Genomic DNA, 13,663 nt, shown 5'->3' with positions numbered 1-13,663 from the left:
CCTGCTCGTACCGTGGCCCTTATGAGCGAAGACACGACTCCCGAGCTTGGCGTGTTGGCTGTCGAGGCCCTCGACCTGCTCACCGCCGCCGTCCGTGACGTTCCCGCCGACCGCTGGGACGATCCGTCGATCCTGCAGGACTGGACCGTGCGCGAGTTGGTCGCGCACGCGACCGGCAGCGCCACCCGAATCATCGTGCTCGCCGAAGACGGCGAGCTCTGGGACGGCCCTTCCGCACCGTCGGACTGGATGTACGGCAACCCCGCCGATCAACTGAGCGCGTTGGCAATTCGGCTGCGCGACGCGCTACCCACCGCGGATCTCGATGCCCCGCGCAAGTCCCCGCAAGGCGAGGTTCCGCTGCGCCGCGCGCTGCTGTTCCCGATTGCCGATCTGGCCCTGCACACCTGGGATCTACGCCAGTCGCTGGGCGAGTCGATCGAGCTGCCCGACGACCTGCTCACCCTGTCCGAGGGGCTGGTCCACTCGGTGCCGGCGCAGATGCTCCGGCGCCCGGGCGCGTTCGGTCCGGAGCAGCCCGCGCCGGCGGGCGCGTCGCGCACCACCAAGTTGCTGGCGTTCCTCGGCAGGACCGTCAGCCCCAGTGCGTAAGGGCTCACCAGAGCCCTGGCGCATGAGTCGAGCGGTACCCGCGCCACAGACTGCGTCTCGCAGGGTCCAAACTTGTCCGGCCTGTCGAGGACGTCGCACTCAACTACTCAAGCTCGGCCTCCAGGTTCCAGCAATATGCTCAACAATCCGGTCCCCCATGCGTTTTGCCTCTGCCTGCGCACTCACCGGCAGCGAAGCAACCGCCCGCTCGAACGCACCAGGAAGTTGCTTTCGAAGTTCATCAACCCAAGCCACGGCCCGGTCCCCGGAGAGCCCGAGTCGACGGCCTACCGTGCGCCAATCAGAATTCGTAACGTCAAGCATCTTCCAGTGGTCACCGATTTTCATCGATGACAGCAGCCGCTGATGCTGGTCGTACGGTGCCGCCGACGCTACGTCATACAGGGGCGATACCTGCGCCCGCGCGCCAATGAGGACCAGCGAGTAGTTCTTAGCGTGAGCGTCCGTTCCGCCGATCAGCACGTTGTATGCCAGAGCTTTGAAGAAGCGCTCGGCATTGACCTCGCGGTCCTCGATCGGGAGCCTGGCGAGTAGATCCGCGATCTTGCCCACGCCCGGCCCTCCGTCGGACTGGTACTTCAAGCTGGGGTGTACCGACAATGCCTGGCACATGTCCTCTTGATGGACCCGGCGCCACGCGGTCCCGTCATGAAGCCGGTCGTAGCGCATCGAGATCAGTACCTGAACGTCAGCGATCTCGACTACCTCGGATCCAGCCGCAAGTAGACCAGCCTCACCGGCGGCGCTCAGACACAGCGCCTCGTTGATGTGGTGACGGGCATAACCAGCGATCGCAGGCTTGACGATCACGGTCGTCGGCGTGGCGTCACGCGGGATACCGAATCGCCCTGACGCCGGGTCACGGAACAGCGCTGCTTTTGGTTGGGCGCCGGCAAGACTCCAGCGCCCCCCGAATCTCCCTGGGTCCCAGTCGGATTGATGGGTAGCGAGGTCACGCACCAGCTCGGCGAAGTCGGTATCTCTGAGCCAGTCGATGTCACCGGTTCGATCACGCGCATCGGCCGGGTCGAGATCAGACGGAAGAATCTGAACTGCGCCGGCCGCATCGCGACCGACATGCGCGAGCAACGAGAACGGATTGTTCGGCGACACGTTGTACTCGCGTCCCCATCGCTGTCGCGCTCCTTCGCTGTCAGGCAGCAGGCCCTCAAGATATGCGCGGACCGCCTTGTCCCGGTGCCGCTTTGACAGGACCGGCAACGACAACGACAACGGCGTCGGATCACCTTGTTCGAGGTACTCGTCGTCGTAGCTGAAACTCAGCGCGCCCTGCGACGATTGCGCGGCCGTTCCGATAGGAGTTCCGTCAAGGTACACGCGTAACGTTCGAGTCGCCACTACGCCTTCTTCGGGCCGAAGAGCGCGTCAAACGGGTCACGGGGAACTTGCCGTTGCGATTTCGAAGGAGCTTTCAACGGTGTCCCGGAAACAGCGGCGTGGAGGTCAATACCAACGACACGCAGAGCGTCGAGAACCCGTTGCGCTTCGAGCCGCGGGTGCCCTTTCTCCAAACGAATTACCCAATCTCGGCTCGTGTGCAGTTGCGCCGCAAGATCGGCCTGCGTCATCCCGCGGGCGGTACGCGCCGAACGAACGAGCGCACCAAGATCACCCATCGTCTTGACTTGCATTTCGACACCTCATGTAGTCGTTCGACAACATCACAGATTGTAGCCGCTCGACAACATTCGCGAAAGATGCCGTTCGACAACTCTTCGCACTTCAGAAGCGGTGCGACTCGGCCACTCACGCACCAGCGGTGCACTGTAGGTCCCAGCTTCGAGCCTACGACTCTGCAGTGCGCTCCTGCGTGAGACGCAACCGCTGCTCGACCCAAGACCAGTCCACCCGCTCTTGCTCGAGGCGCACGCCGTCCCCCAACCCCCCTTCGACCAACTCGGAGTACAGGCGGTACTCGTCAGCAGTCAGTCGAGTGAGTAGCGATTTTGCCGGACGATCCTCACTCACCCAACGATCGCGGTGCGTCAGCAGGGTCTCCCGGTCCATCAGCACCGAGCGCGCGCTTGGCAGCCAGGCCCGCAGACGATCGAGTATCGCGAATCCATGCGTGTCGATGTCACCCCAGTAAATGACGTCTGCACCGGCCAGCCACTGCAGCTTCCCGGCATTGTCGACATCGAAACCCTTGCCCCAGATCACCACACCATTTGGAGGTACCGCAGCGCTGAGATAACTGATCTCGTTCTCGATGATCAGCGCAACATGCGGTTGCACGTCCAACTGCGCCAGTTCGTCGGTCCGTGCTGCAACCTCAGTCAGCGGTACCGGAAGGCCCAACGACGACGAAAGGCGCAACCGCAGAAGACTGGGCTTGGCCCGCAGGCCCAAATCAGCCAGAAATCCGCCAGGCGATGACGAAACACCAAGCATTCCAGCCAGATCGGACCGATAACGCTCGGCGAACTTGGTATCGACCCCGGGGGCGCTGAGCTCCCGCAGATATCGCTGTGAGTGCCTGTGACCGTCCAGCCACTCGTACGCTGCGACCAAGCGCGGCATCTCCGATACCAGTGACAGAGCACGGTGCGGGTACGAAGCAATCCAGTCACGGACAGGCTTATGCTGCGCCGTCAGCGTCAGCAGTCTATCGAAACGGCGGACTGTCGCCACCACGCCAAGCAACGTCCAAGCCTGTTCGTACGAAGAAACCACCGCGCGGATAGGTACTGCATTGCGACCAATCTGTCTGCCGCCGACGGTCTTCCATTCCAGCGCGTAACGGACGTCGTTGCCGCGACCACCGTCCAAGGCCACGACCCAATCACGCGCGGCAGCGATGTCGTCACCGATCTGAGCAAGCGTGGGGCCGCGCAGCGGCACCTCGATCGGCGCGAACGGCTCGGCGTTGGCGTAGCTCCGCAGTAGCGACCCGTCATCCCACCGACGCCTGACCCGTGCGGCTACATCCTCAGCCGAGGTCCAAGCAGCGTTCATACCGAGGATCCGTCACGACGGCTGCGGTACTCCTCGATTGTCATGGTCTGTAGCCGGGAGTATGTACCGCCCGGATTATCCACGATCCCAATGGCTTTCACATACGGCTCGATCACGTGCACCTTCTGCAGCGGCGTAACAATCAACAGCTGCAGCCCCAGCGTCGCGAACAACTCCAGCGCATATCGCGTGGAGACATCCGAACCGCGTCCGAACGCCTCGTCGATCACCGCGAATCGGAAGTCACGCGACCGTGAGACTCCCCATTCGAGGCCGAATTGGTAGGCCAGTGAGGCCGCCAGAATCGTGTAGGCAAGCTTCTCTTTCTGCCCCCCGGACTTGCCGTCCGAGTCGCTGTAGTGCTCCCACTCGACGTCTGTTTCCACGTCGCGTTCGGAGGCCGAGAAGACGAACCAGTTGCGCACGTCGGTTACCCGGCGGGTCCAGTTCTTGTCCGATTCAGCGTAACCGTCCCGCCCACGGAACCGCTCGATGATCCTCTTCACATCCAGGAACCGCTGCTCCGAGTACTGGTCGCCGTCGACAGCCAGCATGTCGTTGGTCAGGCTACGCAGATCCGAACGGAACTGTGCGACATCCTGATTAGTGGTGGGTTCCTTCTCCAACCGAATGAAGCGGCCCGGGTTGTATGGCACTGCGCCGAGCGCATCGTTGATCCGGTCGACTCGCTCATCGATGGCTGACGCCTGCCGCCCCAGCCAGTTATTGAACCCGGCGAGTTCTTGGATGGCGTTCTTATTCAGCTGTTCTTTGAATTCGCTCTCGAAACGCGGCAAGTCGTCGGTAGCGACGCGGTCACGAAACGCGAGGAAGTCGCCGCGAGCAGCTACAGTTGCGTCCATATCGGCGCGCTGCTCGGGCCACCGACGCAGCACCTCGCTCATGTACTGAGTCAGGTTCAGCGCGTGGCCACTTAGTTGACCAGAAAGCCGCTCGATGCGTCGATGCAGGTCCGCTGACAGTGTCGTCTCGATTTCGGCACATTGCGCTGCCTGTTTGGGCCGGCGTTCCCCGAGGCGTTCGTCGAGTGCGTGGTACGACGCCCGGGCGGTTTCCAGTTGACGCTCCGGCTGAGCAGCGACGAAATCGTCGTCCCGCGCACGGTCTTGCTTCGCGCGCTGCACGGACGCCGCCGTGGTGGCGAGCCGCCCGGTGATCTCCCTGCTCAGTTTCGTTGCGGCAGAGGACTGCTCAGCATTGTGTTCCAGCGCCAGGGTGATCTCTTCCAACCGCGACGAACCGGACTGCAAACGGACACGTTCGGCGTCATGTGCCGCGGCACGCGACGCAGCCTCGTCGACATCAAGGTCGGCCCACGAGCGGAACCCCTCGACGCGCAGGAACGCATCGAGCCGTTGCTGCAGCGCCTCCCTCTGCTCGCCCAACTGCGTAGCAACATCGGTTGCCTCCGAATGCTCCTGTTGCAGCTCGGTCAACTCGTTGCGCAGCGCGGCAATCTTGCGTTCATTGATCCAGCCCAGCACCCAGCGCCGCGGATCGTCGACGCGGTGTCGATCGTCCTTTTCGTGCCGGTCACCCGAGCGCACTTGTCCCTCACGGGTGACGGCGCGGGGATGATTGCGGAACTCATCGAGTGTCGCCGCGCAACGAAAGTTGGCCCGCTTCATCAGCTCGTGGCGGAGGTATTCCGTGAATGGCCCTTCCCGCACATCGATGCAGTCAGCCAGCAGCAGCCCATCCTCGACCGTCGGCTGCAGCCGTACCCGGTGCGCCGGTACTCGCTCGTAGACCAACTTGGCTCCCCGCCCCGCAACTGTGAGACTGCGTCCATTCACCCATGCGGCGACAGCGTCATAATGTCGTTGCGGCACCAGCAGGGACAGCGCAAACCCCCGGAGCACGCGTTCGGCAGCGCCTCGCCATTGCGAGTGCTCGTCGTCTACGTCGAGAAGCTCCCCGGCATAAGGTAATTCCCCCGGCGTCAGATTCAGCGCGGAACACAATTCGGCCCGGATGGCCACTTGTTCATGCGGCAGGTTGTTGGTGCGCTGTTCCAGGCTGCCGATCTCCCCTGTAAGGACCTCGCACTTTCGTCGAATTTCTCGCTCCCGTCCGATCGCGTCGACAACGGCCGTGTCCATATCGCGCTTCCGATTGGTCAAGCGGGGACGTTCGGCGCCAACCAACGTTGACAGCGCGGCGAACGCCCGCTCGTCGGAGACCGAGTCCAGGCCAGCGTCAGAGACGGCGGCATCAAATAGGACCCTGGTCTGTTGGCGTGCTTCTGTTTGAGCGCGTGCCTCGGCGGCCAGTCGTTCCAGCTCTCCGATCCGATCCCCACCCGCCTTCGCGCGCTGTTCGATCAGGGATTCACGTTCGTGGTTTAGCCGTCGCTGCTCCGATTCGGCCGCATCCTGCTGCGCCCACAGGGCCGCGCCCTCTGCCTCGAGCCGCGTGATCTCCGCAAAGAGCAGACCGGACCGAAGTTCTGCGATGTACGACCTGACTGCGGACCGTTCATGATCGAGTCCGTCGCGTTCGGCAAGTGCAGCGTCGTACTTGGCCGCCGTTTCCACGATAGGTTGGAGAGCCTCGAGCTGCTCGCGGGCCCGCTTGACGGCGTCGTGAGCCTTGGATAGGTCGTCGAAGTGTCCGATGATGTCACGAACCCGGTCAGTCGAGTCACTCGGTTCCAACATGTGATCACGGACGAAATCATTGAGGTTGCCAACGGATTTCATCGACACTGTCTGATGGAACAGCTCTAGTGCCTGGTCCGATCGGATACCGAGCAGACGACGCAACGAAGTCGCGTACTTGGGAAACTCGTCGAAAATTTCCGCGCCTGCCGCCCTCAGGCGTCGGCGCAGCGCGCGCAAGTCAGTACCAAAATCAGCGAAATCACCGGCGACCGACAGCTCTTTGATCGCGGTCACGAAGAACCGATACGGCTGACCGGTACTCTCGCGTTGCTGAAACACTTGGGCCAGCGTGACCGTCTCGTCGTAGCCGTGATTGTGGAAGACACCGAGAATCACCGAGTAGGTGCGCTTGTTCTCACGCAAGCCTTTTGGGCGGGATTTGCCAGTGGTCTCGTTGCGCTCGGACTTGTAGTGACCCTCGACGTAGGAGCGCAGCGTACGTTCCTTGGCGTCTGCACCGGCGGCCTTGTTGTAGGCGGCCTTGTGCGAGGGAACAAGTAAGGTCGTGAGCGCGTCGACTATCGTTGACTTGCCTGAGCCGATGTCACCGGTCAACAGCGCCGTATCGGTACCGGGCGTGAAGCGCCATACGTGGTCGTCGAAGGTTCCCCAGTTATAGACTTCGGCGTATTGCAGCCGGTATCCGGCTCGCTGTCCATCAACGAGTTCCACTGCGTCGGAGAGAGTTTCACTCACGGTTCGCTCGCTCATCGCCGACAGGAAGCCCTGCGTACTCGCGCAGCTTGCCGGCGAAGTCGGCTAGGGTCTGTGCATCGACGTAGGCCTTGAGGATGCGCCGCACCTCCCAATGATCGCGCTGACCGCGGAGCTGTCGCAGGAACCCGAGCTCGGCAGCCTTCTTGATTGTGGCCTCTGCTTGGTCGACAACACGGGCATCGTTCGTGGATTCCGCTTGGAACAGTCGCAGCAGTTCAACGATCTGGTCAGTGCTGAGAACCAATCTTCCCTCACCACCACTGGTTTCGAATTCAACCAGGCGTTTGCGCAACAGGACTAACAGCAGGCTGACGTTGTAGGTGAGCGCCCGCCGGCGCACCAGACGCGGTAGCGCCTCCACACCTTCTTCCTCCGACCGCGAACGCAGGTATGCGTAACCCTCGGCCTCATCAGTAACGACGTCGACGCCAATGGTGGCGAAATGGTCACGCACACCGGCACCCTGACGTTCTAGGACCAGCCAGGTGTCCTCGTCGGAGGTGCGGTAGACGACACCCTGCATTAGCCGGATGATGGTGGCCGCGACATCACGGTCCGTACTCATCGCCGTCGCACCGTCACTTTAGGTAGTCTGGCGCGCTTGATGAGGTCGGAATCGGCAACGTCCACGTATTCCAGAATGGTCTCCTCGGTCTCATCCATGTCGATGCTCACATCCTCATCGTTCAGCGCAAGGTAGCCGACGATCTCGGCCGCACCCTGTTCAATCGGGTGAGCAGCGATCACATCGGATAGCAGTGCTGATGTATTGCGAGGTAGCACAGCGCGGATAGTCTCGGCCAGTCGTACCTGGTCGATGTACGTCTGGTCGAACAATAGTGCGGCGTCGACCTGCTCGGTGGCTTCGCTTATGTGACTCTCGACAGCAACCGCCACCGGCGGCTGATACAGCGGACGCTCGAAGGGCAGTGCGATTTCGATGCCCGGCTCGTCGACCTCAAGACCGAAGGACGGCGGGTTCCTGCGCACCTCAAGGGCGGCCGTCTCCACTGCCCGGACGAGGTCCAACACACGGCGGTTCTCCAGCCAGACTTGATCGTCGAGAAAACGTCGCAGCTGTTCGGAGATCTGCCGGACCGTGCGCTGCGCCCTGTCGGCGGCCTCCGACCAGTCATGGTGGATTCCCTTGACGCTGTTGTTCCGCTGATCGGGTTCGATCGCGTCGAGAGCGGTAACCTTGGCCAGCAGATCGGCCAGCTCTGTCTGGCGTTGTTCGGAGAGCAAGAAGTCATAGAACGCTTGAAAGCTGCGTCCTTGATCCGAGCCGGCGATCTCCGAGCGGCTACCAACCAACTCCGCGAGCAATTCGCCCTTAGCTCCTTCCCAAGCCGCGATCTTCTCGCGCGCGGCTCGATCCAACAACCGGAAATTGTCTTCGACTTCGCGGAAATCCGCCAGCAGTTCGCGGGCCGTTGCCGACAACTGCTGATAGCGGTCACGTACGCCGGTGGCGTCCAACATGGGAACGTTGCCCGCTTCAATCGAGGCGATCTCCGCATCGAGTTCAGCTCTGCGCCGACGCAATTCAGCCGTCCGCACTTCGGGTTGAACTTCGGTTCCGTGCACAATCTGACGCAGTAGTTCGACAACGGTGTGCAATCTCGATTCGGTGCCGACGAAGGACCGTCCCCGCAGATTGAGAACCCAGGAATAGGACTTCTCGAATGCCGGTGTCACCTCGTAGTGAACCTCGTCGTCGCCTGGCGGGTAGAACCGCCGCAGGTATCCAGCCTCCGTAGCCGCCCAATCTTCCAGATAGGCGCGCGGCTCCTTGGGGTACCGGACCTCGTCGGCATTCAGCGCATAAAGATGCTCATCGAGCGCACCGGCGACCTCGCTGGCAGAGCACGCGCCACGATTGCCCTCGACGAAGAACTCCCCTAGGAAGGACAGGATGAGCGTGGCATTGCCTGCACGCAGCAGCCGCCAGGCAGGATGCCGCTCCCGCAACGCACTGACCTCTTGATAGTCCACGCTATCGAGGGTAGGCAGGCGCACCGACAGCATCACACCGTTGCCCAAAATCTACGCTCGGTAGCCCGCACACATCAGGCCGGAATCGACCCATACCTTCCGTTGACACCGAGGTGTTCATCGCGAAGTAGCCGACCTGCACCCTGTGCACACACCACCACTCAAGCTGCGTAAGGCCGCCCCGTCGATGACAGGGGCGGCCTCAGCAGGGACAGAAAGTCTCAGCGGTGGTTGTGCTGGTGGTGGTGATGCACCGGGCTGCCAGGCTGCGGGGCGTTCTGCTGGTGCGGGAACGCGTGGTGCGTGCCGACAGGGCTGCTGGCGGTCGTGACGTCGGCGTGCGCGGTGGCGGCACCGAGAAAGATGACGGCCGGCGCGGCGGCGAGGGCGAATCCGGCGGCGATGCGGCGGGTGATGTTCATGTCGACTCCTTTGGCGGATAAGGCTTTTCAAGTTCTTTCCGGTGTGTTCCGGTGTTGAACTAAGAATGCCGCCGACAGCCGTCGACCTGTATCCGCCGACCGGCCCCTGCGCCGGGTGAAACTCCTGTCCTCCGATCGGGGGACACGGCAGGAACGACGAGGCCCCCGTACCCGACACGATCGGCTGACGTCGGGTACGTGGCGCGTGGGCCCTGCGCCGAACGTGACGCCTACTGCGCCGACACGCCGCGACGGACCACGCCAAGCGCCACGCTCGACGTAGCAAGCCAGAGCAACCACCTGCCCCAGACGAGCCAGGTGCCGCCCGTTACGTACGCCGGTACGCCCGGCACCAGCGGCCGGGCTGCCGTGACGCAGGAACGGTGACTGCCGCCAGTCAGCTCGGCAGCCGACTCAGCCACTCCTCGTCGTTGACGACCTGCCCATCGATGACGACGAGCGGCACCCCCGGCTCCGGAAACTCATGCAGAAGCTTGAGGTTGTTGGCGGCGATGACTTTGGCGTCGTAGCCGACGGGCAGGCCGAGCCGGATCAGGTCCTGCGCCGACTGCGGCGCACCCGCCCGACCAGCCAGCTCGGCCAACTGGTCGTTGCTCAGGTCCGTGTCGCCGCCTTCGCGTGGCTGGTTCTCCTTCGAGAAGATCTGCTGGATGAAGCGCCACGCGACCTCACTCGACTTCGATTCGCCGGCCGCGACGAAGGCTGCGTAGATCGCGCGCCGGTCGTATGTGCCACTGGCCGAGTACTTTTCGAGGAAGTTCACCAAGCGGACGTTCACCCGCAGCGCGCCGCTGTCGATGCGCCGCCCCAGCTCCTCGCCGTCGGACCGGATCAACTTGCCGCTGAACGGGCAGATGGGATCCAGGTAGAGGTCGATCTGCCCGAGCGCGTGCGGGTCACCGATGGAGATGACGTCCCCGGCGGGCGCGGCCGCGGCGGCGTGCGCCTGGCCGGCGATCGGTCCGCCCATGAGCAGCCCGATCAGCAGCCCGACAACGACACCGAGGACACCTCGCCAGTTCACGTTCACGCCTCCATTCTGGCGCAACGGCGCGGCCGCTGGCCGCTAAATTCCGAGACGTCCCGACAACCGATTCAGCCGGTCCGAGCTCGCGTCGTCGAGACCAACGAACTGCACCGTCTTTCCGCGCGACGCGTACTTCATCCGGATCGCATCCAGCGTCGCGACAGACGAGGCATCCCACACCGCGGTGCCCGACAAGTCCACGACGACGTCGGCGGGGTCACCCGCGTAGTCGAACTGATGAACCAGATCGTTGCTCGATACGAAGAACAGGTCGCCGCTCACCCGGTACGTCCCCGGCTCCATCAACGACACCGAGGTGAAATGCGCGACCCGGCGCGCGAAAGCGACCATCGCGGCCAGCACACCGAGCGCGACGCCGATCGCCAGGTTCCCGGTGGCGACGGTCGCGCACACCGTGATGACCATCACAAGAGTTTCGCTGCGCGGCAACACTTTCAGCGTCCGCGGCGCCACGCTGTGCCAGTCGAAGGTGGCCACCGAGACCACGATCATCACCGCGACCAGGGCCGCCATCGGGATCCGGCCGACCAGGTCCCCGAGGGCCAGCACCAGGATCAGGACGAACACCCCGGTGAGCAGCGTCGAGAGCCGCGTGCGGGCGCCGGCGATCTTGACGTTCATCATCGTCTGCCCCACCACCGCGCAACCACCCATGCCGCCGAACAGTGCGGTCACCACGTTGGCGATGCCCTGCCCGCACGCCTCGCGGGTCTTGTTGGACCCGGTGTCGGTGATGTCGTCGACGAGTTTGGCCGTCATCAGCGATTCGAGCAGCCCGACCAGCGCCGCCCCCACCGCATAGGGCGCGATGATCTGCAGCGTGTGCAGGGTGAACGGAACATCCGGAATGCCCGGCAGCGGCAGCGAATCCGGTAGGGCCCCTTGGTCTCCCACGTTGGGCACGTGCCACCCGAAGGCCACGACCGCGACGGTCAGCACCAGCACCACGACCAGGGGCGGCGGCACGGCGGTGGTCAGCTTGGGCAGCAGCACCATCAACGCGATGCCGGCCGCGGTGAGCGGGTACACCAGCCATGGCACGTCGATCAGGTGCCGCAGCTGGGCGACGAACACCAGAATCGCGAGTGCGTTGACGAAGCCGACCATGACGCTGCGCGGGATGAACCGCATCAGCTTGGCCACCCCGAGGAACGCCAGCAGCATCTGGATCACCCCGGCCAACGCGATGGTGGCGACCAGATAGCCGACACCATGCTCGTGCGCCACGGGCGCTACCACGAGGGCCACCGCCGCCGTCGCGGCCGACACCATGGCGGGGCGTCCCCCGGCGAACGCGATGGTGATGGCCATGGTCACCGATGAGAACAGCCCGACACGGGGATCGACGCCCGCGATGACGGAGAAGGCAATGGCCTCCGGGATCAGCGCCAGCCCGACGACCAGGCCGGCCAGCACCTCGGTGCGCAGCACGGCGGGTGAGCGCAGAGATGGCCGATCCGGACGGGATGCGGGCGCGCGGAACCCAGGCAGGGTGATGCTCATCGAATCTCCTTGGCGGGAAGCCAGTTTGGTCAGGCGGCCGGGCGGTGACCGAGGAAGTCCAAGATGTCGCGGCGGCGCCGCTGGTAGGACTCCTCGAATTGCGCCTCGGGGGTGCGGGGTTGCTCGATGGTGATGACGTCGGCGACGGTGGCGGGCCGGTGGCTGAGCAGGACGACCCGGTCGGCCAGCAGCAGCGCCTCGTCGACGTCATGGGTGACGAACAGCAGCGTCATCTTATGCGCCTCCCACACCGACATCAGTAACTGCTGCATCTCCAGCCGCGTCTGCGCATCCAGGGCGCCGAACGGCTCGTCCATCAGCATCACCCGCGGCTTGCAGGCCAGGGTGCGGGCCAGCTGCACCCGCTGACGCATGCCGCCCGAGAGCTGGCTCGGCAGGTGGTGCAGGTAGGCGCCGAGCCCGACCTGCTCGAGCCGGGCCGTCGCCGTCTCCTTGAGCTCCTTGCCGCGCACGCCACGGAGCTTGAGCGGGAACTCGACGTTCTTGAGCGCACTGCGCCACGGGAACAGCGCGTCCTCCTGAAACACCATGGCGCACTGGGCCGCATTGCCGGTGACCGGTGCCCCGTCGACCGTGGCGGTGCCGCCCATGGGCTTGAGCAGCCCGGCCAGCGCCCGCAAGATGGTCGACTTGCCACAGCCGGACGGACCGAGGAACACGACCACTTCGCCGCCCTCGATGGCCAGGCTGATGTTGGCCGCGACCACCCCGTTGAAGCCCAGTTGCAGCTGCTGCAGATCGACAGCGCCGGCGCTCATCGGGTGGCCCTCGGCAGCCAGCGGTTGACCCGCCGTCCGACCCGCTCCACCAACCACGCGGTGCCGAGTCCCAGCGCGCCGATGGAGATCATGCCGACCACCACACCGGCGTAGTCGAGCAATCCATAGGCCTGCCACGTGTAGTACCCGATGCCGTATTGCCCCGAGATCATCTCCGCACTGACCACGCAGATCCAGGCCACGCCCATCGCAACGGAGAGTCCGGCGAAGATACCCGGCAGCGCACCCGGGATGATCACGTGGAGCAACAACGACATTCGGCCGGCGCCCATGGTCTGCGCGGCTTCCTCCCACACCTTCGGCATGGAGTCCATGGCGTGGATGGTGCTGACCACCACCGGGAAGAACGCGGCGAAGAACGTGATGAACACGATGCCTTGCTCGCTGGAGGGGAACAGCAGGATGGTGAGCGGCACAAGCGCGATCGCCGGGATGGGCCGGATCAGTTCGATGAACGGCCGCAACGTCATTCGGGCGATCTCCGACCGGCCGATCAACACGCCCAAGCCGATGCCGACCACCGCCGCCAGACCGAAGCCCAGCAGGATGCGTTGCAGGCTTGCCAGCAGGTCGTCGTAGAAGCCGCCCGAGCTGGCCCGCGTCAGCAGCGTGTGGAACACGGCCTCGGGTGCCGGCATCCGGTTGAAGCGCAGCCAGGCGACGACGTTGTGGGCGGTCAGCAGATGCCACAGCGTCAGGAAGACGGCGATCGGGATCAGCGGCAGCAGCAGCGCCGGCACCCGGCGTGCGGCGGACGTCGACAGCAGATCAGCCATCTTGTGCCGCATCGGTTTTCCGGTCCGTTTCGCCGGTGACCACAGTCGAGGGACGGCCAACGTGGGTCTGGTCATGAGCTCGGTCATG

General features: G+C 64.1%; 12 protein-coding genes. 1 reads left to right on the top strand and 11 read right to left on the bottom strand.

Going from position 1 to position 13,663, the window contains the following annotated elements; all coding sequences use genetic code 11:
* The first annotated feature begins 21 nt into the window (after positions 1-21).
* Positions 22-612, top strand: coding sequence for a TIGR03086 family metal-binding protein (locus VXD91_RS07130; protein ID WP_073695742.1), 591 nt, complete (start codon positions 22-24; stop codon positions 610-612).
* Between the two features lie 99 nt (positions 613-711).
* Here VXD91_RS07130 and VXD91_RS07125 read toward each other — a convergent pair whose 3' ends face one another.
* The 11 genes from VXD91_RS07125 to VXD91_RS07075 form a co-directional block, all read right to left on the bottom strand.
* Complete coding sequence (locus VXD91_RS07125; RefSeq protein ID WP_064857932.1) at positions 712-1,992, bottom strand: type II toxin-antitoxin system HipA family toxin; 1,281 nt, start codon at positions 1,990-1,992, stop codon at positions 712-714.
* On the bottom strand, positions 1,992-2,285 hold the full coding sequence (locus tag VXD91_RS07120) for a helix-turn-helix domain-containing protein (RefSeq protein WP_073695741.1): 294 nt from the start codon (positions 2,283-2,285) through the stop codon (positions 1,992-1,994). Before VXD91_RS07120 ends, VXD91_RS07125 begins: the two co-directional genes overlap by 1 nt.
* Before the next feature lie 154 nt (positions 2,286-2,439).
* On the bottom strand, positions 2,440-3,609 hold the full coding sequence (locus tag VXD91_RS07115) for a DUF3322 and DUF2220 domain-containing protein (RefSeq protein WP_073695740.1): 1,170 nt from the start codon (positions 3,607-3,609) through the stop codon (positions 2,440-2,442).
* Entirely contained in the window at positions 3,606-6,989 is a 3,384-nt protein-coding gene (locus tag VXD91_RS07110) for an ATP-binding protein (RefSeq protein ID WP_073695761.1), read from the bottom strand. The genes VXD91_RS07115 and VXD91_RS07110 overlap by 4 nt, the downstream gene beginning before the upstream one ends.
* A complete protein-coding gene (locus VXD91_RS07105) occupies positions 6,982-7,575 on the bottom strand; it encodes a DUF4194 domain-containing protein (RefSeq protein ID WP_061007254.1) in 594 nt (197 codons plus the stop codon). Before VXD91_RS07105 ends, VXD91_RS07110 begins: the two co-directional genes overlap by 8 nt.
* Positions 7,572-9,005, bottom strand: coding sequence for a DUF3375 domain-containing protein (locus VXD91_RS07100; protein ID WP_061007292.1), 1,434 nt, complete (start codon positions 9,003-9,005; stop codon positions 7,572-7,574). The genes VXD91_RS07105 and VXD91_RS07100 overlap by 4 nt, the downstream gene beginning before the upstream one ends.
* Positions 9,006-9,226: 221 nt before the next feature.
* Positions 9,227-9,427, bottom strand: a complete 201-nt coding sequence (locus VXD91_RS07095) for a hypothetical protein (protein ID WP_061007255.1) — start codon at positions 9,425-9,427, stop codon at positions 9,227-9,229.
* A 397-nt stretch (positions 9,428-9,824) separates the two neighbouring features.
* Positions 9,825-10,418, bottom strand: a complete 594-nt coding sequence (locus VXD91_RS07090; protein ID WP_346415056.1) for a serine/threonine protein kinase — start codon at positions 10,416-10,418, stop codon at positions 9,825-9,827.
* 96 nt (positions 10,419-10,514) lie between these two features.
* A complete protein-coding gene (locus tag VXD91_RS07085) occupies positions 10,515-11,999 on the bottom strand; it encodes a SulP family inorganic anion transporter (RefSeq protein WP_346415054.1) in 1,485 nt (494 codons plus the stop codon).
* 29 nt (positions 12,000-12,028) lie between these two features.
* A complete protein-coding gene (locus VXD91_RS07080; protein WP_226521088.1) occupies positions 12,029-12,778 on the bottom strand; it encodes an ABC transporter ATP-binding protein in 750 nt (249 codons plus the stop codon).
* The gene (locus tag VXD91_RS07075) at positions 12,775-13,662 is read right to left on the bottom strand and encodes an ABC transporter permease (protein WP_346415053.1); all 888 of its coding nucleotides are present in this window, start codon (positions 13,660-13,662) and stop codon (positions 12,775-12,777) included. The genes VXD91_RS07080 and VXD91_RS07075 overlap by 4 nt, the downstream gene beginning before the upstream one ends.
* Position 13,663: the final 1 nt, after the last annotated feature.

The sequence above is a fragment of the Mycobacterium sp. SM3041 genome, assembly GCF_039668335.1.
Classification (GTDB): Bacteria; Actinomycetota; Actinomycetes; order Mycobacteriales; family Mycobacteriaceae; genus Mycobacterium.
Note: the sequence above shows the minus strand (reverse complement) of the source record. Positions and strands in the feature narration are given on the sequence as shown.

Bases quoted from the DNA above. Each gene is read 5' to 3' on its own strand.
- VXD91_RS07130 (WP_073695742.1), top strand. From the start codon at position 22: ATGAGCGAAGACACGACTCCCGAGCTTGGCGTGTTGGCTGTCGAGGCC.
- VXD91_RS07075 (WP_346415053.1), bottom strand. From the start codon at position 13,662: ATGACCGAGCTCATGACCAGACCCACGTTGGCCGTCCCTCGACTGTGG.
- VXD91_RS07105 (WP_061007254.1), bottom strand. From the start codon at position 7,575: ATGAGTACGGACCGTGATGTCGCGGCCACCATCATCCGGCTAATGCAG.
- VXD91_RS07090 (WP_346415056.1), bottom strand. From the start codon at position 10,418: ATGGGCGGACCGATCGCCGGCCAGGCGCACGCCGCCGCGGCCGCGCCC.
- VXD91_RS07115 (WP_073695740.1), bottom strand. From the start codon at position 3,609: ATGAACGCTGCTTGGACCTCGGCTGAGGATGTAGCCGCACGGGTCAGG.
- VXD91_RS07080 (WP_226521088.1), bottom strand. From the start codon at position 12,778: ATGAGCGCCGGCGCTGTCGATCTGCAGCAGCTGCAACTGGGCTTCAAC.
- VXD91_RS07120 (WP_073695741.1), bottom strand. From the start codon at position 2,285: ATGCAAGTCAAGACGATGGGTGATCTTGGTGCGCTCGTTCGTTCGGCG.
- VXD91_RS07095 (WP_061007255.1), bottom strand. From the start codon at position 9,427: ATGAACATCACCCGCCGCATCGCCGCCGGATTCGCCCTCGCCGCCGCG.
- VXD91_RS07085 (WP_346415054.1), bottom strand. From the start codon at position 11,999: ATGAGCATCACCCTGCCTGGGTTCCGCGCGCCCGCATCCCGTCCGGAT.